This is a genomic window from Pseudoduganella sp. UC29_106, from assembly GCF_044055365.1.
GTDB lineage: Bacteria > Pseudomonadota > Gammaproteobacteria > Burkholderiales > Burkholderiaceae_D > Rugamonas.
In genome coordinates this window covers 3,401,364-3,421,207 of the sequence record NZ_CP171977.1, presented here as the reverse complement: position 1 = coordinate 3,421,207, position 19,844 = coordinate 3,401,364, and the positions used below count along the sequence as shown (strand labels likewise).

Below are 19,844 nucleotides of genomic sequence, written 5' to 3'. Positions count from 1 at the left end.
TTCATCGGCAGAACTTCTTGACACGAACTCCTCTTATTTTGACCAGTTCTCGCGGCTTTGACGGCGGTAGGCGGCAGGCGTGGTATCCATCGCCTTGCGCATGGCGCGGGTGAGGGCGCTCTGCTCGGAAAAGCCGGCGCTGAGGGCCAGTTCGGCGATGGGACGGTTGGTGCGGGCCAGCCACTCGCAGGCGCGCGCGAGGCGGCGCTCCAGCAGCCAGTCATGCGGACTCTGGTCGTGCTCCAGGCGGAACAGGGCGTGCAAGCGGCTGACGCTGACGCCCACGCTCTGCGCCATCGATTCCACCGTCCACGGCAGGCCTGGATCGGCTTCGATCTTCGCCCGCAGCGCGGCGAGGCGCGATTCCGGCCGAGGCGCTTCAAGCGTCAGCGCATCCAGCAACAGCGGCACCCAGCCCTGCACCACGGAAGACGCGGCCGCCTGCTGCTCCGTCATGATCGCCATGAACTCCACCAGCTTGCGTGCAGCCGGGTTGACGGCGGCGAAGGGGCGCGCGTACAGGCGCTCGCCAGCCTGCGGCTCGATCGTGGCCAGATCCAGAATGATCGAGCTGTTGGCCTGCTCGCCCCATTGGTCATGCCAGGCGCCGGCTGCGACGAAGCCGGCCGTCTGCGCATCGAGCCGTCCCTGTTTGCCGCCGATCTCCAGCAGCACCGAGCCGCGCACCGGCAACACCAATTGCGCGTAGTCGTGCCGGTCCGGAGCCCCGGAAGGACCATAGCTGCGTACGTGAAGATCGACTGACTGTTGCATGCACGGGAGTTTAGCACTTCACGGAAAAAGGGCTTGACCTTTCCGCCGTGGGAAGGTGTATGATCCGCGCCATGTACCGATACCTCGCGCGCCTGCTGCTTTGGCTGATCATTGCGGCGCTCCCGCTTCAGGGAGCGTTGGCCGCCATGCGCGTGTGTGCGGACAACTCCGCCAGGCCCGTCGCGCAACAGCATCACCAGCATCAGCATGACCACGCCGACAAGCATGATAAGGCCGACAATCACGGCAAGTGCAGCGCTTGTGCGGGCTGCTGCGTCGGCGCTGCCGCGCCGGGCGAGTCGTTGACGGTGCCGGCGCCGGATGCGTCATTCTCCCTCTACATGGCGGGCCAGTCCCGTCTTCCTGGTTTCATCCCTGATACGCCCACAAGGCCGCCGCGCGTCCTCGCCTGAGGTATCGCACCAAGCAGATTTTTGGCACTCGCATTTGGAATGGCGCGGCCGGGCAATTATTTATCAGGAGATCAGAAATGAACGCATTTAACACCACCTTGCGCGCCGCTTTCTTCGCCGCAGTATGCATGTCTGGCGCGCCGGCATTCGCGCAGCACGGGGAACACGACCAGCACATGGCTGCCGCCGCATCCGACACCACGGAAGGCGAAATCAAGAAGATCGACAAAGCCGCCAGCAAGATCACGCTCAAACATGGCGACCTGAAAAACCTGGGCATGGGCGGCATGACGATGGCGTTCCGCGTCAAGGACGCCGCCTTGCTGGACAAGGCCAGGCAGGGCGACAAGGTGCGCTTCACGGTGGCGAAAGTGGACGGCGCGTTGACGGTGACTTCGCTGGAAGCCGTCAAATAAAGTATTGCAGCCCTGTGCGGAACACTGCTGCTGTCTGCAACAATGTTCTTTCGATAGTCATATTTTGCATGTTAGACTAAAAAGTATGAATCGTTTCGTCAAGACATGGATACTGTGGTTGATGATGCTGGCGCTGCCCTGGCAGGCGCAGGCCAGTGTCATGCAGCTGTCTTGCGATATCGGTCATCAGCAGCAGGGTGCTTACGTTGCCAAGAAAAGGGCACGGCGGCTACGCCAGGTTGTCGCCGCGCCTGAAACGCCAAATGGCCGTCAACGGAGGCCTGCACGGCTCCAAACTGGCAAAGAAGGCTGTGTCCGGCGCAATGCCGGACATGGACCACACCGCCTGTGGCCCCTGCGTCACCTGCTGTGGCGCTTCGGCCGCGCTGCCGAACCTGGAGGCGGCTGCGTCTCCTCGCGACGATTCCGACCTTTACCCAGCTTCGCTGCCGGCCTCCCATGCCGGCTTCATCCCGGAGGGGCTTGAACGACCTCCGCGCCATCACTTCTGCTGATCACAGAGTTTCCAGACGAAGAGTCACGCCTGTGGCGTGGCAGTGATTAAGTCCGGCCAACGCCAATGCATGCCTTTGGCGGGCCGGCGCAAGTGATGCGAAAGGAAGTCCGGATGTTGAAGCAGAAAACCATGGCCGCAGCCATTCACGCTGTACTGGCCGCAGGCGTTGCAGTAAACGCCGCCGCACAGGATGCAGGCAACGGCAAGCAGATGGAGCAGGTTGTCGTTACGGGCAGCCACCTGAGCCTGAACCGCTCGATGATGACCGGCATTGGCGCCGTTACCGTCATCGACAAGGACGCGATCGAACGCTCCGGCGCGACATCGGTCGAAACGCTGTTGCAGCGTATGTCGGCGTCGGCCGGCTTTGCAGGCAACCAGACCAACGCCTACTGGGGCGAAAACGGCTACGGCACAACGCAGGTCAACCTGCGCGGTCTCGGAGCGAACCGCACGCTGGTGCTGATCAATGGCCGCCGCGTGGTCAGTGGCGGCACGGGCGCCAACAGCTCGGTGGACCTGAACACGATTCCCGTTTCGGTAGTGCAGCGCATCGAAGTGCTGAAGGACGGCGCCTCGGCGATTTACGGCGCCGATGCCGTGGCCGGCGTGGTCAACCTGATCACGAAGAAGGGCTTCGACGGGCTGGAAGTATCGACCCGTTACGGGCAGACCACACGCGACGACGCGCGCGAAAAGTCGGCCAGCCTGGCCTGGGGCATCAACGGTGAACGCGGCAACCTGATGGCGGCCATCGATTACGCCGAATCCGGTACGGTGAACATGGCCGACCGCGCCCCGTGCGGACTGGGCGAATCCAGCGGCAAGCTGGTTTGTGTCGGAAGTTCCTCGACCATTGGCGGCCGCGCCGTGCTGGCCGACGGCACGCGTGTCAATTTCAACCAGACGCCGGGCGGCAACGGCAACTTCTACGAGCGCTATAGCGGCGACAAGCACAATTACAACAGCAATCCATCGCTGAACGCGGTGAACCCGATCAAGCGCCTGAGCTTCAGTGCCTTTGGCGGCCTGAATCTGGAAGGCGGTAATCGCCTGTTCACGGAACTGATGTATACCAACCGCCGCTCCACGCAACTCGCCACGCCGGGAGCGCTGGGCGTCTATCGGCCGATCAATATCCCGGCCAGCCACCCCACCGATCCGACCGGCCAGAACCTGCTGCTGCAGCGCCGGCGCCTGGCCGAAGCGGGTGTGCGCTACTTCATGCAGGAAGTCGATACGGCGCGCGTCGTCGTGGGGATGGAAGGCAAGCTGGGTGAAAACTGGGACTGGAATGTGGCCGCCAACTATGGCCGCAACACGGGCGTGAGCACCACCACCAATGTCGCCAACCTGGACCGGGTGGACCAGACGCTGAACCGCGCCGTCTGCAGCACGGCGGCCGATGCCGCCATTCCTTGCGGCGACTACCTCGGTTATGGGGACGTGACTCCGCAGGTCCTGCGCTACATCATGAATGACTTGCGCGACCATGGCGGCAATGAGCAAAAGAGCATATCGGCGAATATCCGCGGCCGTGTGTTCACCTTGCCCGCGGGCGATGTTGGATTTGCTTCGGGCGTCGAATTCCGCCGCGATAAGGGCTGGCTGAATCCGGACGCGCTGACCGTGCTGGGCATCGCCAACACCAATCAGCAAAGCCCGATCGCCGGCGATTACGACGCGAAGGAAGTCTACGCCGAGGCGGCCGTGCCCCTGCTGGACAAGCACTGGCTGGCTGATTCGCTGAGCCTCAACACGGCGGTGCGCTATTCGCGCTACAAGCTGTTCGGGTCCAACACCAGCTACAAGGCTGGCCTGGACTGGCAGGTGCGCCCGGCGCTGAAACTGCGCGCCAATTACTCTACCGCCTTCCGCATCCCGAGTATTCCGGAACTGTATGGCGGCACAGCGGAAGGCAACCTGACCACCACCGACCCATGTAGCGGCTGGAGCAGCCTGACTGCGTCGTCGGTCATTGCGCAGAACTGCAAGGCCGATGGCGTTCCGGCAGGCTACCGGCAGCTTGGCAATACGGTATTGACCACGTCCGGTGGAAACATCAATCTGCAGCCCGAGGATGCCCGTACCCTTACCGCCGGCGTGGTATGGACGCCGGCGTTTGCCCGCGACCTGGTGCTGACGCTGGACTACTTCCGTTTCAGGATCACCAACGCCATCGCCCGTGTCGATGGTTCGACCAAGCTGCGCGCCTGTTACGAGTCGGCCGGCCGCAGCCACCTGTTCTGCGGCCGTGAGCACTTCACGCGCAATAGCCTGACCGGCGAAGTCGATTTCCTGTCCGCGCAGCCGGCCAACGCCGCGCATGAGAAGATCTCGGGCCTGGACCTGGGCGGCCTGTATACCTTCCAGTTGGCCGGCTTCCGCGCCACGCTGAATGCAGAAGCGTCGTACCTGAAGAATTATGACGTAACGCCATTCGAAGGAGGCGAAACGCTGCACTATGCGGGCAAGATCACCGGTGGCCGCGGCAGTTTCACCAAGTGGCGCTCCTTCGATACGCTGACGGTATCGCGCGGAGACTGGTCCGGTTCCTACAGCCTTCAGTACATCGGCAAGGGACGCGATATCAATGCCAGCGCGGGCGCGATCGGCGACCATGCGCCGTCGGTCACTTACCACAATATGCAGCTTCGCCGCACTTTCGGCAAGGCAGTGACGCTGGCTTTCGGCTTAGACGATCTGTGGGACAAGAAGCCGCCCTTCATCCAGAGCTGGACCGACGCCAACACCGACACGATGACCTACGATCTGCTGGGACGCCGCTGGCACGTCAAGCTGAACTATCGCATGTAAGGAAGGCAGGTCCTGTGGCGATCCCGCCGCGGGACCTTCAACACACGGATTATTGAGGAATTTATGAAACTAGCTTTCTGGTCACGCCGGCTGCACAAATGGCTCGGCTTACTGGTCGGCATACAGGCCCTGCTCTGGATGGCGAGCGGTGTGTATATGACGGCGGTCTCGATCGACTTCATTCACGGCGACCACCTGTCGCATGTGGAGCGCCCACCGCTGGACGCGGGGCGTGTGGCGGTCCAGCCGGCACAATTGGCTGCACAATTTCCATCCATGACCAGCTTCCGCCTGAAGCGGCTGCAGGAGAGGGATGTCTACGAAGTCAAGCATCCCGCCGGCGTGAGCCTGGTGGATGCCGGCACCGGGCAGCGACTCGATCCTTTAGACGAGACGGGCGCCAGGAGCCTGGCGCTGGAAGCCTACCAGGGCGAAGGCAATCTGAAGGAAATACGCCTGCTGCATCAGTTGCCGCAGGAAGTGGCGTCGCGCAAGGGCCCGTTGTGGCGCGCCGACTTCGACGACGAATTCGGCAGCGCGCTGTATATTTCGCCGTCCACCGGCGAAGTGGTGGCCAAGCGCCACACGATGTGGCGGGTGTTCGACTTCCTGTGGATGCTGCACATCATGGATTACGACACGCGCAGCGATGTCAATAATTCGCTGCTGCGTGCCGCCTCCGCTGCCGGCGTGCTGTTCGCGCTGAGCGGATTGTGGCTGTTGTGGTTTACCGTGCGCAGGAGGACTGCATCATGACGCCTTTGCTGCGCAAGCTGCATAAATGGGTAGGCCTCGCGATCGGTCTGCAATTCCTGCTGTGGCTATCGAGCGGGCTGGTAATGAGCCTGTTCGACCATCACGTTGTGGCGGGAGAGTCTCACCGGGCTCCTGCGCCGCTGCCGGCGCGCTGGCCATCGCAAAGCGTGGTGGCGCCGGCTGACATTCTTGCCGCAGTCCGGAAACCGGTCGAATCGATAGACAGCCACTGGCTGGCGCAACGGCCGGCTTACCGCTTGAAGAACGCCGAAGGAACCTGGCTGGTCGACGCCGCCAATGGCCAAACGCTGCCGGTCAGCGCTGACAGCGCCCTGCAGGTAGCGCGTGCGGACTACAAGGGCGAGGGCAAGCCATCCACGCCCGTGCTGCTCAGGGAGCCAACGCTGGAGATCCGCAAGCACACCGGACAGGCGTGGCGCATTGATTTCGATGACGCCGACAGCACCACGATCTACGTGTCCGCCGAGGACGGGCGCGTCCTGGAGCGCCGCAACTCGTCCTGGCGGCTGTTCGACATCGCGTGGATGCTGCACATCATGGACTATACAGGCCGCGAGGATTTCAACAACTCGCTGGTGGTCATGATGGCGCTGGGCGGCCTGTGGATGGCCCTGACCGGCGTATGGCTGCTGTGCACCAGCCTGCGCCTGCACGACTTCGTGCCGGGACGCCTGCTGCCGGCGCGCCACATCACAGTGCGCGACGAAGCGGGCAAGCGCCTGGGCATCGTGAAGACCTACCTGGGCGATTCGGTGTTCAATGCCCTGGCCCGCAATGGCATCCAGTTGCCTTCGAACTGCGGCGGCGGCCAGAGTTGCGGCTTGTGTGAAGTGCGTGCCTGCCACCAGCCGCCCGCGGCATCGTCGTCCGATGCCGATCATATTCCCGACCTGCGTCTGAGCCGCGGCCACCGGCTTGCCTGCGGCATGGTGGTGGAAGGCGACATGGAAATCGCAGTCAATCACGGCGCGGCGCTGATTGTCAGCCGCGCCGGCGTCGTGGAGCGGGTGACGGCGGTCACGCCCTTCCTGCGTGAGATCGTGCTGCGGCCGGACCAGAAGGCGGGCGCCGATTTCCGTGCAGGCAGCTATGTGCAACTGCATATTCCGCGTTATAAGTTTGACCTGGACGGCATTCACAGGCCGGACGAGCATCATGAGGACTGGAAAAGGCTCCCGCTGCCCAAGGTGATCAGCTCCAGGCTGGCGTTGCGACGCTCCTACTCGCTGTCGATGCCGCCGGCGCAGGCGGGCGGCTGCATCTCGCTGCTGGTGCGCTTCATGCCCGGCGGTAAGGGCTCGTCCTACGTCTATTCGCTGAAGCCTGGCGACAGGGTCACCTTCAACGGGCCGTTTGGTGAATTTGCACTGCGCCGGGGCCGCAATGAAAAAGTGTTCATCGGCGGCGGTGCGGGCATGGCCCCGCTGCGGGCCATGATCCATTCGCTGCTGGATTCAGGCGCCACGGAGCCAATTCATTTCTGGTATGGCACGCGCAGCCTGCGTGAGCTGCCGTACCGTGAGGAGTTCGATGCGCTGGCCGCACGGCATGCCAATTTCAGCTGGCATGTGGTCCTTTCCGAAGGTCCGTCGGACGAGGCTTCCCCGTTGCGCGGCATGGTGCACCAGGTGGTCCTGGACGAATTCCTGCGCACGCATCCCCGCGCCACCGACTGTGACTTCTATGTCTGCGGTCCTCCGGCCATGCTGCACGCCACCCGCGATATGCTGAAAGAGCTGGGCGCGCGCCGCGTGGCCTTTGACGATTTCAAGGTCTGAGGAGCGCCACATCAGACATCCCTTGCTGACGCGCATCATGGGCGAGCCGGCCTGCATCGGCTAGCATAGGAAGCGCGGAGCGGGGATGGCGTGGCATCGTACAGTCTGATCGGCGCAACGCCATTGAAGTCTCCTATCCGATCTGCTACAACGAAAGTGACTTTAGGGAGTGGTCATGGCTGCGATCGTGCGCATTGACGATGAAGTAATCGACACCGACTATTTCATCAGAACACTAAAGCTTACCGGACAGTTCGAAGGCCTGATCGAACAGCTGGTGCGCGAAAAGCTTACCGTGCAAGCAGCCAAGAAGGCGGGCATCGCCATGCCTGCCGAGGAAATCCAGGAGCGCGCCGACCAGTTCCGGCGCATCCAGGGGCTGCACCGCGCGGCCGACATGAACCATTACCTCGATACCCTGGGCGTGACGCTGGATGAATTCGAGGACTTCATCGTTGACAGCCTGTATCACGAGAAAATGATGGCCCAGGTGTGCAACGACAAAGCCGTCGAGCAATACTTCAAGCTGAACTCGCCCAAATTCGACGCGGTCGAAGTAAGCCATATCGTGCTGGATACGGAAGGCAAGGCAAAGGAAATGATGTCGGCCCTGACCGACGATCCGGACAGCTTTGCCGAGATGGCGCGCGAGCACTCGATTGGCGACGAGGCGCAGCAGGGCGGCCTGATCGGCAGGGTGCTGCGCGGTTCGCTGCGGCCCGATATCGAGGCGCGTGTGTTCAATGCCGGGCCGGGCGATCTGTTGGGGCCTTTCCCGTCCGCCGACAAGAGTACGTTTGAAATCTTCGCGGTCAATGCAAAGCATCCCGCAGCGCTGGACGAGGAAACCGCAATCGAGGTGCGCCGCCTCTTGCGGGAAGAATGGCTGGGGGCGAGGGCGCAGGAGCATATTATCGAGGCTTGTCCCGCGCGATGATCCCGGCGCGGCCAGCTCACGGGGGCAGGCACCGACATGGATTCACTAGCGCCTAAACAGCAGACTCCGGCCGAGTTCCTGTCGACCGTTGAAATCCTGTCCGTATTTACTGCCGAGGAGCTGGCCGAACTGGCCGGCGCCATCGAAACGCGTTCCTATGCCTTTGGCGACACCGTCTGCACGGCCGGCGAACCGGCCGAAGGGCTATATGTCATCCACTCCGGTTCCGTGCGTGTGTTCAGCGAAGAACACGGCAAGGAAATCAGCATGGGCGTGCGCAAGACGGGCGAAGTCTTCGCCGAAATTGCCATGCTGCGCAGCTACCGGCACGAGGTCTCGGCGCGTGCCGCCCTGAAGACGGAGCTGTGGTTCATTCCCCGTTCGGCATTCCAGCCCCTGATCGGACGCAACCCGGCCGCGCTCGACTTCATCAACAACTATGTGGCGATCAGTTCGGCAGGCGGCCTGGTGGCGCGGCTGTTCGATTTGCGCAACAAGGTCAATAAGGCCGAGCTGGAAGAATTCGTGCGCAGCGTCGGCGTCAAGCGCGTGAGCGCCGGCAAGGAAATCCTGAAGCAGGGCGCGCGCGACGACCACCGCCTGTACGTGGTGCGACAGGGACAGGTAAAGGTCAGTTACAAGGACGCCAACGATGAATACACGCTGGCGACGCTTGGGCCGGGCGAGCTGCTGGGCGAGAAAGCCTGCCTGATGCGGCAAGAGCAGCCGGCGACCGTTGTCGCGGCAAGCGAGGCTACCCTGCTGGTCATCCCCGAGAAGAGCGCGCACTTCATCCTCGAACGCAACGCCAAGTTCCGCGAAGTGATCGAGGACCGCGTGCGCTTCTTCGAGCGCGAGCTGCACCGGCAGAAGAAGCTGGCGGAGCGGCGCAAGAAGCCCGTGGTGCTGGACCTGGCTTCGAAACCGGAGAGCGGCGAAAAAGTTATCAAGCGCTTCGCCTGGGTCGAGCAGGCGGAAGAAATGGATTGCGGCGCAGCCTGCCTTTCCATGCTGTGCAAGCATTACGGCATCAATATGACGCTGGGCAAGCTGCGCGAGCTGGCAAATGTGACCGCGCAGGGCGCCACGCTGGACAGCCTGGCCCGCGCCGGTGAAGCACTGGGCTTCGGCACGCGCGGTGTGCAATGTACTTTCGATGCGCTCAAAGGCTTCGAGCTGCCCTTCATCGTGCACTGGGAAGGCTACCACTACGTGATCGTGTACGGCGTTTCCAGCGACACGGTGTGGGTGGCCGACCCCGCCGTCGGGTTCAAGAAGCTGAGCGTGGAGGAATTTGAGCGGGGCTGGAGCGGCACCTGCCTGGTCTTCACGCCAGGCCAGCAAATGGTGCAGATGACGGCAACCCGTTCGCCCTGGCTGCGTTTTGTCGGCTACCTGCAGCCGTACAAGAAAATCCTGATGCACCTGTTCCTGGCCACCTTCGTGATCCAGATGCTGGGCATCGTGCCGCCGATGATCATTCAGAACATCCTGGACGGCGTGCTGGTGCACCAGAACCTGAGCCTGCTGCACCTGCTGATCCTGGGGCTGGTCATCGCCACCGTCTTCACGCAGATCATGTCCACGGTGCGGGCTTATCTCGCGAATTATATGGTGCGCAATCTCGATTTCTCGATGATGGCGCAATTTTCAAGCACACGATGTCGTTGCCGTACTCCTTCTTCGCCAAGCGCAAGACGGGCGACATCCTGGCGCGCTTCCGTGAGAACCAGACCATCCGCGCCTTCCTGACCGAGTCCACGGTCACCACGCTGCTGAACCTGCTGATGGTGTTTATCTACTTCACCATCCTTTTCCTCTACAACGTGAAGCTGACCTTGCTGCTGATCGGCTTCACCATCCCTATCATCGCGCTGACCGTGATTGCGACGCCCAAGGTCAAGGATTACGCCCGCGAAGTCTTCACCAGCGGCACCGATGCGCAGTCCTTCCTGATGGAGGCGCTGGGCGGCATCGAGACCATCAAGGGCATGGGCAGCGAGCGTCCCCGTGCGGCTGAAATGGGAGAAGAAGTACGTCAAAGCGCTGGAGATCCAGTACAAATCGCAGACGTACAATATCCTGGTCGGCCTGGTCAGCCAGCTGCTGAATTCGGCAACCACCATCGTGATCCTGTGGGTGGGCGCCACCCTGGTGCTGAACCGCGAGCTGACCATCGGCCAGTTGATGGCCTTCAATGCCCTGATGGGCAGCGTGCTGGGTCCGCTGATGGGACTGGTCGGGCTGTGGAGCCGCCTGGCGGACGCCACGGTTGCGATGGAGCGCCTGGGCGACGTGCTGGATATCGAACCGGAGCAAAAGCCGGCCGATATAGCGTCGCGCGTGGTGCTGCCCGACCTGCAAGGCGAAATTAAGCTCGACCGCATGTATTTCCGCTACGGCGACGCCGGCACGCCTTATGTGCTGGAAGACATCAGCATCGACATTAAGCCGGGCGAACTGGTGGCGATTGTCGGCCGCAGCGGTTCGGGCAAGACCACCTTGGCGAAACTGCTGGTGGGTTTCTATCCGCCCAGCGAAGGCAAGATCATGGTCGATGGCTACGATATGAGCGTGATCGACAAGGATTATTACCGCGCCCAGGTCGGTTACGTCATGCAAAGCAACCTGCTGTTCTCCGGCACGATTGCGGAGAACATCGCCAGCGGCGACGAAAGTCCGGACCGGCGCCGCATCGAAGAAGTGGCGAAGATGGCCGACGCTCACGCCTTTATCACCAAGATGCCGATGGGTTACGAGCAAGTGGTGGGCGAGCGGGGCATGGGGCTCTCTGGCGGCCAGGTGCAGCGGCTGTGCATTGCACGGGCCCTGTATCACGACCCGCGGCTGCTGGTGTTCGATGAGGCGACGTCGGCGCTGGACACCCAATCGGAAAGCAATATCATCGGCAATATGCAGGCCATCCTGGCCGGCCGCACGGCAGTCATCATCGCGCACCGCCTCAGCACCATCATGCGGGCGGACAAGATCGTCGTGCTTTATGAAGGCAAGATCGTTGAACAGGGGCGCCATGAGGAGTTGCTCGAACGGCGCGGCATGTATTACGAACTCGTGCAGAAGCAACTCAACTCGGCATGAAACTCTACAATCCCGGAGGCGAGCGCGGCTCCGCCATGTCCTACGCCGCGCTGCTGGAAAAGATCGAGATCCTGCGCTCGACGCTGCGCTGGTCGACCCGGCTTGACCGTCCGGATATCGAAAAGATGCTGCGCCAGACCGGCGCCTTGCGCGACGAGGTCTTGCAGCTCTCGCACAAGGAGCGTTTTGTCCAGGCCGTCAGCGCCGCGCCTCCGGCCGAGCAGTCGACGGGCCAGCGCCGGGAAGCGCTGCTCGCGCGCAGCTTCGTCTTTGAAGGCACCTTTGGCGACAACCCCAAGCTGCTCGATGCGCTGGAAATCGCGGAGAAGGCTGCGCCAACCGATTTGCCCGTGCTGGTCGATGGGGAAAGCGGCACCGGCAAGGAACTGATGGCGAAAGTGATCCACGCCAATGGCTCGCGCGCCGACAAGCCCTATATCTCCGTCAACTGCGGCGCCATTCCGGACACACTGCTGGAATCGGAGCTGTTTGGCCACAAGAAGGGCGCCTTTACCGGCGCGGCGAATGACCGCAAGGGCAAGTTCGAAAGCGCGCACAAAGGCACGATCTTCCTGGACGAAATTGGCGAGCTGCCGTTGCCGGGGCAGGTCAAGCTGCTGCGCGTGCTGCAGTCGCATGAGATCCAGCGCGTGGGCTCGGACGAAATCATCAATGTGGATGCGCGCATCGTCGCCGCCACCAACAAGAACTTGCGCAAGCTGATCGAGCAGGGCAGCTTCCGCGAAGACCTGTTCTACCGCCTGAGCGTGATCCACGTGACCCTGCCGCCGCTGCGCGACCGGGCTGATGAGATACCTCTGCTGCTGGCTTACTATGGGGACGAAGCGGCCGAAGCCTTGAAGCGCTCTCCCGTCGCAATGACACCGCGTTTGCGCAATTTCCTGCTTCGCTACCCATATCCGGGCAATATCCGCGAACTGCGCAACATCATGTACCGGCTTGCCTGCCTGGCCGGAGAGATGGCTGACCTTGCTCACCTGCCCGAAGATATCCGCCCCGCGCCGTCACGGGCCAGTGCCGCCAGCGCCACAGCGCCAACCGACAGCGGCTCGCTGGCCGAAGCCAAGCGCGCTGCCAGTGATGAAGCCGAACGGGGCTGTCTGGAGCGGGGCTTGCAGGAAGTCGGCGGATCGGTATCGGAACTGGCGCGGCGCTGGGATATGAACCGTTCGCACCTGCAGATCCTGCTGAAGAAGCATGGCCTGCATTCGAAGGACTTCCGCAAGCAGGCGTGATCAGAGCGCCGGATTCAGCATCGTCTTGTCGTCCGCGGTATCGTCGGCGCGAACGACCACGGCGGTGATATTGTCGCGCCCGCCATTGGCGCGGGCCAGCGTGATCAGTTCATCGGCCGCTTGCCCGGGCTCGCCGCAGGCCAGGGCGCCGGCGATTTCCTCGTCCGGGACAGGATTACTGAGGCCGTCGCTACACAGAAGAAACATATCACCATCGCGCGCGGCCAGCGTGCCCAGGTCGAGCTCCACGGATTCCGCTGCGCCGACGGCACGGGTGATCATGTTCGAATCGGGCTGGCTGTGGTCCTGGGTCAGTTGGTGCAGGCGGCCTTTGCGGAACAGATAGATGCGGCTGTCGCCGGCCCACAGGCAGGCTGCCTGGGCGCCGAAGGCCAGCAGGACGACCACCGTGCTGCCCATGACCGGTACGCGCCGGGCCTGGGCATCGGCGCGCAAGTCCTGGTTGACCTGGTGGATCATGGCGCGGGCGTCGGCAATGAACTGTTCCATGTTGGGGGCGGGATCGAGGCGGTCCATGGCTTCCACGATGGTGCGGCTGGCCACGTCGCCGAAGGCATGGCCGCCCATGCCGTCCGCTACTACCCACAGGCCGCGTTCGGGCCGGGCCAGGCAGGCGTCCTCATTGCGGCTGCGCACGAGACCGATGTCCGTGCGCGCCGCGGATGTCCAGGAGAGAAGTTGGCTGTCGCGCTTCATCACCTTGCCCGGTTCAGACCTTGCCGTTGTTGACGCTGCGTTCGTCCACGCCCACGGTCAGGTTCGCATTATTGCCGGTGTTGTTGACGTTGACCATCTGGTACTGGTTGATCATCTGGTCGGCGTAGTTATTGATCTGGTAGAAGTTGATCACCGGAACCGGGCCGCGCGATCCTTCGACGAAGGGCTGGATCCAGCCGAAGACCCATGGCGCGCCGCCGGCCCCGCGGATGGTCGACATGGCCTTGCGGTCCAGGATCTTGTTTGCCGGCAGGTCGTTGATGGAAATGGTTGCCATGATTGCGTCTCCGATTGGATTGGGAGGCCGGAGTCCGGCCTCCTCAGTTTAGGCGAATTTTGGAAGAATCACCTTGTTCTCTGCTTTAAGCCGTGCGTCCAGGTCGATGTGCGGGCCGACGAAACCGGCGCCGATCGAGCCGTTGTTGTTGAGGACGTTGAGGTCGATGTCCTGCACCTGGATCAGTTGCTGGTTCACGTTCAGGTTCAGGTTGACGTTCGGTGCGAACTTGAAACCGCCACGGACTTCGCCCATGTCTTGTTCGGTCAGTTCGGTGCTGTGCGACAGGTCGCTAACTTTGATGGTGGACATATCAGTTCTCCTGGGTGTTGGGTTGGGTCTGGGTTTCCTGGCCGGCCTTGTTCGGCGCATGGTAGCGAACGTGGAAGGTCAGGCCGCCGATCTCAAGGATCTCGGTTGCTTCAGCGCGTTCAGCTTGGGCTGCATTGCGGTCGAGGATCTCGGCGCCAGTCAGCTCTGCGATGGTTTTGGTTTTCATGGAATTTCTCCCGAAAATGCCGGCCAGGGTTACTGTGATCAGTGTTGAACGATGACGTTCTTGCCGTTTTGATGTACATCGCTATGTACATCGACACCTTCCAGGAAGGCCGACTCATTGGCAGTTGCGGTCACTACCGACTGCTTTTGCATCAGCTTCTGGACCGCGTCCACCGACGAGTCATAAGTCGGAGCGTAGGTGATATCGCCGAACTCGTAGTGTTTGGCGTTCATGCTCCAGCCGCCGCGCACGCCGGACATTTTGGCGCTGTCGAGTTCTTCGGTACGGGCCAGATCTTTGATGGTCAAGGTTTTCATGGTAGTGCTCCTGTCTGATGGTTTGGTTTGGGTTTGAGGCATTTCGTTTGCGCTCGCTATACATTTAGCGAGAAGCGTGCCAGGCGTTTTCCCCGGGGAGAAGGCCCGATACGGCCTGATTTGGCGGGCGTCACCCAACAAACACCCTCAAACCTGTTCGCCCCACCGCAACACCCCAAACACCATGGGGTCAGATCCGACATTCGGACACAAACTCGTCCGTATAGCGAAACCAGTGCTGGAATGCGTACGACAAGGCGGTTGGCGGCAGTTTCTGCCAATATGGGACGTGCTCGTCCATAGCTCGTCATTCATGCCTCACTCTGGGATTTGTTCAGTGCTGAGTTCGTGTCCGAATGTCGGATCTGACCCCAGGGTGTGGGTGAAAAAAAACCGCCCAGCGGTGGCTGGGCGGTGGAAAGAGGCGTGGCGCGTTCGCGTTTAGCCGACGATCTTGTTTTTGCCGTCTTGCGATACGCCGCTGTTCACGGACACACCCTCGAGGAAAGCCGATTCGTTGGCGGTAGCGGTGAGGATGCTCTGGTCCTGCTTCAGCGACTGCATGCCGAAGATGGAGGAGTCGTACGTGCCGCCGATGTTGATGTCGCCAACTTTGTAGTAGCTGGTGTTCATTTTCCAGCCGCCGCGCACATCAGCCATTTTTGCGCGGTCGAGTTCTTCGGTGCGGGCCAGGTCTTTGATGGTCAGGGTTTTCATGATGTTCTCCTTGGGCCTGGTTGGATTAGTGACGCACGATCACGTTCTTGCCGTCTTGCGAGACGTTGCTGTGCACGTCCACGCCTTCCACGAAAGCCGACTCATTCGCCGTCGCAGTCAGCACGGATTGCTTCTGCGTCAGCTTCTGGACCGCGTCAATCGACGAATCATAATGAGGGGCGTAGCTGATATCGCCGAACTCGTAGTGCTTCGAGTTCATGCTCCAGCCGCCGCGCACTTCGGCCATTTCGGCGCTGTTGAGTTCTTCGGTACGGGCCAGGTCTTTAATGATCAGGGTTTTCATGGCAATGCTCCTTGGTGGTTTGGGTTGGTGAGGCAATTTGTTTGCGCTCACTGTCCTTACAGCAGAAAGCGTGCCAGTGCGCCGAAAATCGCTAACCTATTGATTTATAAGGTGCGCTGCGATGTGCATGCCGAGAGCCCACAAACGCGGTGACGGGCTGGATCCGACAACCGCGGTAAAACTGTTCGTCCGCGCACAACAGCTCGCGGCAGGAAGGCAAAAAAAACCGGCGGCACACAGAGGTGCCGCCGGCGGGTCGGGTTTGGCGCTGATGTATTCGAGGTTCAGCGTGTGGGTGGCGCCTTTGTGGGGCGCCCGCGCGACAGGTCGAACAGCTGGATGCGCCGCGCCACGGGCCGCGCAGCGCCGGCGGCGCCGCGGAAGCGGCTGCCACCGACCAGCGCGCGCATCGCGGCGCGGTCGAGGTCAACGTTCTCGGGTAGATCCTTGATGACGATAGTAGCCATGATTCACCTCCTCCTGCATTAATCCAATGTTTACGCGGTCCGTCCCAGCCATCTGCTCATGGCTGGGACGGACCGCTTGCCGCGCGGTGCAACGCTTCATTAGTCAGCGTGGTGTGCTGCCCAGAAGGCTGCGGCTTCTTTCATGTCGGGGCTCAGCACGCCGGCACCGATGATCGCGTTGTTGTTCAACACGTTAATGTCAATCTTCTGCATCTGGGCGAATTTCTGGTCCAGGTTCACGTTGACGTTGATGTTAGGGACCATATTAGGCCCAAGAGTGCCGCCGCGTACAGCCTGCATGGCGCGTTTGTCGAGTGCCGCGCTGTGAGCGAGGTCACGAATAGCGATGGATGACATGATCTTTTCTCCTGGTTCGAGGGTCTCGCGGGGACCGGTTGTGGCCCCCGCGATGCCGCAACATTTAGCCGACGATGACGTTCTTGCCGTCCTGGTCCACATTGCTGCTGACGTGGATGCCGGGGCCAAGGAAGGCCGATTCGTTGGCGGTGGCAGTCACCACGCTCTGCTTCTGGCTCAGCTTCTGCACGGCGTCGATCGAGGAATCGTAGTTGCCGCCGATGTCGATGTCGCCAACCTTGAAGTAGGAGGTGTTCATCTTCCAGCCGCCGCGTACGGATGCCATTTTGGCGCTGTCCAGCTCTTCGGTACGGGCCAGGTCTTTGATGGTCAGGGTTTTCATGGTTGTTCTCCTAACTATCGGTTCACTTGCGGATGATGACGTTTTTGCCGTCTTGCGACACATCGCTGTGCACATCCACGCCTTCGAGGAAGGCAGACTGGTTGGCGGTGGCGGTCATCACTTCCTGGTCCTGGAACATGCTCTGCTTGCCGGTGATGGACGAGTCGTAGGTCGGGGCGTAGCTGAAGTCGCCGGCCTTGAAATAGCTGGTGTTCATCTTCCAGCCGCCGCGCACGCCAGCCATGGCGGTGGTGGTCAGCTCTTCGGTACGGGCCAGATCTTTAATGGTCAGGGTTTTCATGATCGTTCTCCTTGAATATGATGGTGATTATTTCGCGATGATCAGGTTCTTGCCGTCTTGCGAGACGTGGCTGTTGACGCTCACGCCTTCGACGAATGCAGAATTATTGGCAGTAGCAGTCAACACCTCTTGGTCTTGGAACAGGTCCTGCTTAGCAGTAATGGAGGAGTCGTAGTGCGGGGCATAAGTGAAGTCGCCGGCTTTGAAATAGCTCGTGTTCATCTTCCAGCCGCCGCGCACGCCGGCCATGGCAGTGCTGCTCAGTTCTTCGGTACGGGCCAGGTCTTTGATGGTCAAGGTTTTCATGGTGTTGCTCCTGTCTGATGGTTTGGTTTGGGTTTGAGGCATTTCGTTTGCGCTCGATTACCATTTAGCGAAAGCCGTGCCAGCTCGTCACGCGGCCGGCAGCGGCGAGCTAAGTGCTTGAATATGCGGGGCTTTGGTCCTGCGCGGCGTGCGCGGCTTATGCAATGGGCAAGGCGCGGCGAGCGTGGGTGTGGGGATGGAGCCAACAGCTCGCGAAAAGCTGTATGGCGTTCTACAACAGCTTCTACCGCTGGGGCTTGATCATCGATTGATTCATGCTAGGCTCCAATAAAAGGTTCATTAAAAACCATGGGAAGTCTCGCCCAAACGATCCACCAGTTGCAGAGCGGCGCCTTGCAGCGTACGGAGTTCTTTGCCCAGCTTGATGGTGTGCTGGAAAAAGCTCCCGAGAGCGGCGGCCGCTTGCTCGAGGTATTGAGCGAAGAAAATGCGCGTGTACCGCTGCAGGCGGATGTCTACACCGAGGTGCAGCGTCGCATCGAGCGCCTGATTGCAGCGCGCCAGCGCATGGGCGGCGACGATACCTTTGTCCAGACCAAGCCCAGCGCCGTGCCGCCTCCCAGCGGGCCGCCGTCGCGCCCGCCACCGCCGCCACCGCCGTCGCCGCATGATTTGTCCGGCTCCGAACTGGAGCGGGTGAAAGGGGTGGGCGATACCCTCAACGGCCGCTTCGTATTGGAAGAGTGCATCGGCTTCGGCGGCATGGGCACCGTCTACAAGGCGCTTGACCTGCGCAAGCTGGAGGCTTCCGACCGCAAGCCCTACATCGCCATCAAGGTGCTGAATGTCCAGTTCCGCGGCCACCCGAAGTCGCTGATTGCGCTGCAGCGCGAAGCGCGCAAGGCGCAGGCGCTGGCGCATCCGAACATTGTTTCCGTGTACGACTTCGACCGCGATGGCGCCATGGTTTACCTGACCATGGAGCTTCTGAGCGGCAAGCCCCTGAGCCAGGTGCTGCGCGCGCCCGGCTTTTCCGGCATGCCGTATGCGGACGTGGTACGCATCGTCAATGGCATGGGCAATGCGCTGGCTTATGCCCACGGGGCGCGGCTTCGTCCATTGCGACTTCAAGCCGGGCAATGTCTTCCTGATGGATTCGGGCGATGTGAAGGTGATCGACTTTGGTATCGCGCGCGTGTTCCAGAAGTCCGAGCAGGATGTCGATGTCACCGTGTTCGATCCCGGCAGCCTTGGCGCGCTGACGCCGGCCTACGCCAGCCCGGAAATGCTGGAGCAGCGCGATCCCGATCCGCGCGACGATATCTATGCGCTGGCCTGCATCACTTATGAGTTGCTGACGGGGCGGCATCCGTTCAACCGCATGTCCGCCTTGCAGGCGCGCGGCGCCGGCATCAAGCCGCAGCGTCCGCCCAGCCTGGGACGTGCGCAATGGCAGGCGCTGAAATGCGGCCTGGCGCTGGAGCGGAATGAGCGCACGCCGAGCGTGCAGCGCTTCCTCAGCGAGTTCGGCGGCGGCAGCACGGTAAGCCGTTACGGTCCGGCGATGGCGGCCGGCCTGGGCGTGGTCTTCGTGGGCGCTGTTGCCCTGCTTGGATGGCGCTTCTTCGGCCAGGACAAGCCGGCGCCGCCGGCGGCCGCTTCTGCGCCTGAGACAGCATCTGAGGCGGCGCCAGCGGAACAGGAGGCGCCCGCCGCGTCAGTGCCGGCGGCAAGGCCAGAACCGGAAGTCGCACGTCCCGAGCCACCCCCGCCGGAGCTGCCCATGCCGACCTTCGCCGCGGTTGCGGGCCTGCTTGCGAAAGTCCCGTGCTCCGCGCTGATTCCCGCTGTCCACGGCCATGCCGTCGATGTCCAGGGCTTCGTGCCGAAATCGGTCGGACCCGAACGCCTGACCGTGATGCTGAAGACGATTCGCGGCGTGACGGACGTGAACCTGAAGGTGCAGGAGGTGGACGAGGCAAAGTGCCCCGTGATCAATACCTATGCGCCATACTGGATCGCCCACCGCCGCGCGGGCGGCGGCGCAGCGATACAGCTGTTTGGCGCCAGGGACAAGCTTGTGCTGACGGAAGGCGAGTCCCTGATGGTGGACATCACGACCGCTGCCACGGAGTCCTACGCATCGGTCGATTACTTTTCGCTGGATGGCAGCGTGGTCCACCTGCTGCCCAATCCGCGCGCCCGCGACAACCGCGCGCCACCCCATTACAGTGCCACGGTGGGCAGCATGGGCGAGTGGGGCATAGGCAAGCCCTTCGGGAATGAACTGGTGGTGCTGGTAACCACGCCGGTGCCGCTGTTCGATACCATGCGCCCCGTTTCCGAACCCGGGCGCCGCCTACCTGGGCGCGGTCGCGGCGCGGCTGGAACAGATCCGCAACAAGAACGGCGGCGACAGGATCGCCGTCGATTTCCTGCAAATCAGCACCCAGGCCCGCAAGCGCTAGCGGGC

21 protein-coding genes and 2 pseudogenes are annotated in these 19,844 nt (G+C 61.9%); 10 read left to right on the top strand and 13 right to left on the bottom strand.

The genetic code is table 11. The features are described from left to right. Positions 1 to 33: 33 nt before the first annotated feature. Positions 34 to 774: an AraC family transcriptional regulator gene (locus tag ACHMW6_RS17440; protein ID WP_395408329.1), complete on the bottom strand. Its 741-nt coding sequence runs from the start codon at positions 772 to 774 to the stop codon at positions 34 to 36. 59 nt (positions 775 to 833) lie between these two features. Here ACHMW6_RS17440 and ACHMW6_RS17435 point away from each other — a divergent pair, with 59 nt between their 5' ends. The 9 genes and pseudogenes from ACHMW6_RS17435 to ACHMW6_RS17395 all read left to right on the top strand — a co-directional run bounded on the left by ACHMW6_RS17435 (position 834) and on the right by ACHMW6_RS17395 (position 12,784). After that, positions 834 to 1,187, top strand: coding sequence for a hypothetical protein (locus tag ACHMW6_RS17435; RefSeq protein WP_395408328.1), 354 nt, complete (start codon positions 834 to 836; stop codon positions 1,185 to 1,187). A gap of 77 nt (positions 1,188 to 1,264) precedes the next feature. Then, positions 1,265 to 1,603, top strand: coding sequence for a copper-binding protein (locus tag ACHMW6_RS17430; protein WP_395408327.1), 339 nt, complete (start codon positions 1,265 to 1,267; stop codon positions 1,601 to 1,603). A 263-nt stretch (positions 1,604 to 1,866) separates the two neighbouring features. Then, positions 1,867 to 2,118 (top strand): hypothetical protein, encoded by a 252-nt coding sequence (locus tag ACHMW6_RS17425; RefSeq protein WP_395408326.1) that lies wholly within the window; start codon positions 1,867 to 1,869, stop codon positions 2,116 to 2,118. Positions 2,119 to 2,231: 113 nt separating this feature from the next. Next, positions 2,232 to 4,937, top strand: coding sequence for a TonB-dependent receptor domain-containing protein (locus ACHMW6_RS17420; protein ID WP_395408325.1), 2,706 nt, complete (start codon positions 2,232 to 2,234; stop codon positions 4,935 to 4,937). A gap of 63 nt (positions 4,938 to 5,000) precedes the next feature. After that, the gene (locus tag ACHMW6_RS17415) at positions 5,001 to 5,693 is read left to right on the top strand and encodes a PepSY domain-containing protein (RefSeq protein ID WP_395408324.1); all 693 of its coding nucleotides are present in this window, start codon (positions 5,001 to 5,003) and stop codon (positions 5,691 to 5,693) included. Further along, on the top strand, positions 5,690 to 7,492 hold the full coding sequence (locus tag ACHMW6_RS17410) for an FAD-binding oxidoreductase (RefSeq protein WP_395408323.1): 1,803 nt from the start codon (positions 5,690 to 5,692) through the stop codon (positions 7,490 to 7,492). Before ACHMW6_RS17415 ends, ACHMW6_RS17410 begins: the two co-directional genes overlap by 4 nt. 175 nt (positions 7,493 to 7,667) lie before the next feature. Beyond that, positions 7,668 to 8,429 (top strand): peptidylprolyl isomerase, encoded by a 762-nt coding sequence (locus ACHMW6_RS17405; RefSeq protein WP_395408322.1) that lies wholly within the window; start codon positions 7,668 to 7,670, stop codon positions 8,427 to 8,429. Between the two features lie 36 nt (positions 8,430 to 8,465). Next, positions 8,466 to 11,528: pseudogene (locus ACHMW6_RS17400) on the top strand (peptidase domain-containing ABC transporter). Continuing rightward, entirely contained in the window at positions 11,525 to 12,784 is a 1,260-nt protein-coding gene (locus ACHMW6_RS17395; protein WP_395408321.1) for a sigma-54 interaction domain-containing protein, read from the top strand. The pseudogene ACHMW6_RS17400 and the gene ACHMW6_RS17395 overlap by 4 nt, the downstream one beginning before the upstream one ends. Here ACHMW6_RS17395 and ACHMW6_RS17390 read toward each other — a convergent pair whose 3' ends face one another. From ACHMW6_RS17390 to ACHMW6_RS17335, 12 genes are all read right to left on the bottom strand, one after another. Then, positions 12,785 to 13,501, bottom strand: coding sequence for a PP2C family protein-serine/threonine phosphatase (locus ACHMW6_RS17390; RefSeq protein WP_395408319.1), 717 nt, complete (start codon positions 13,499 to 13,501; stop codon positions 12,785 to 12,787). A gap of 13 nt (positions 13,502 to 13,514) precedes the next feature. Beyond that, positions 13,515 to 13,799 (bottom strand): hypothetical protein, encoded by a 285-nt coding sequence (locus ACHMW6_RS17385; RefSeq protein ID WP_395408318.1) that lies wholly within the window; start codon positions 13,797 to 13,799, stop codon positions 13,515 to 13,517. A 48-nt stretch (positions 13,800 to 13,847) separates the two neighbouring features. Further along, positions 13,848 to 14,111 carry a hypothetical protein gene (locus tag ACHMW6_RS17380; protein WP_395408317.1) on the bottom strand — a complete coding sequence of 88 codons (264 nt, stop codon included), beginning with the start codon at positions 14,109 to 14,111 and terminating at the stop codon, positions 13,848 to 13,850. 1 nt (position 14,112) lies between these two features. Beyond that, a complete protein-coding gene (locus ACHMW6_RS17375) occupies positions 14,113 to 14,298 on the bottom strand; it encodes a hypothetical protein (RefSeq protein WP_395408316.1) in 186 nt (61 codons plus the stop codon). A gap of 38 nt (positions 14,299 to 14,336) precedes the next feature. Continuing rightward, entirely contained in the window at positions 14,337 to 14,615 is a 279-nt protein-coding gene (locus tag ACHMW6_RS17370; protein ID WP_395408315.1) for a hypothetical protein, read from the bottom strand. A gap of 441 nt (positions 14,616 to 15,056) precedes the next feature. Then, positions 15,057 to 15,332, bottom strand: coding sequence for a hypothetical protein (locus ACHMW6_RS17365; protein WP_395408314.1), 276 nt, complete (start codon positions 15,330 to 15,332; stop codon positions 15,057 to 15,059). A 25-nt stretch (positions 15,333 to 15,357) separates the two neighbouring features. Beyond that, positions 15,358 to 15,636, bottom strand: coding sequence for a hypothetical protein (locus tag ACHMW6_RS17360; protein WP_395408313.1), 279 nt, complete (start codon positions 15,634 to 15,636; stop codon positions 15,358 to 15,360). Positions 15,637 to 15,920: 284 nt separating this feature from the next. After that, entirely contained in the window at positions 15,921 to 16,103 is a 183-nt protein-coding gene (locus ACHMW6_RS17355) for a hypothetical protein (RefSeq protein ID WP_395408312.1), read from the bottom strand. Between the two features lie 99 nt (positions 16,104 to 16,202). After that, positions 16,203 to 16,460 (bottom strand): hypothetical protein, encoded by a 258-nt coding sequence (locus ACHMW6_RS17350; RefSeq protein ID WP_395408311.1) that lies wholly within the window; start codon positions 16,458 to 16,460, stop codon positions 16,203 to 16,205. 64 nt (positions 16,461 to 16,524) lie between these two features. Then, positions 16,525 to 16,803, bottom strand: coding sequence for a hypothetical protein (locus ACHMW6_RS17345; RefSeq protein ID WP_395408310.1), 279 nt, complete (start codon positions 16,801 to 16,803; stop codon positions 16,525 to 16,527). 22 nt (positions 16,804 to 16,825) lie between these two features. Next, the gene (locus tag ACHMW6_RS17340) at positions 16,826 to 17,104 is read right to left on the bottom strand and encodes a hypothetical protein (protein ID WP_395408309.1); all 279 of its coding nucleotides are present in this window, start codon (positions 17,102 to 17,104) and stop codon (positions 16,826 to 16,828) included. Positions 17,105 to 17,131: 27 nt separating this feature from the next. Beyond that, a complete protein-coding gene (locus ACHMW6_RS17335; RefSeq protein WP_395408308.1) occupies positions 17,132 to 17,410 on the bottom strand; it encodes a hypothetical protein in 279 nt (92 codons plus the stop codon). A 309-nt stretch (positions 17,411 to 17,719) separates the two neighbouring features. Between ACHMW6_RS17335 and ACHMW6_RS17330 the strand changes: the two are divergent. Continuing rightward, a pseudogene (locus tag ACHMW6_RS17330) lies at positions 17,720 to 19,839 on the top strand (protein kinase). Positions 19,840 to 19,844: the final 5 nt, after the last annotated feature.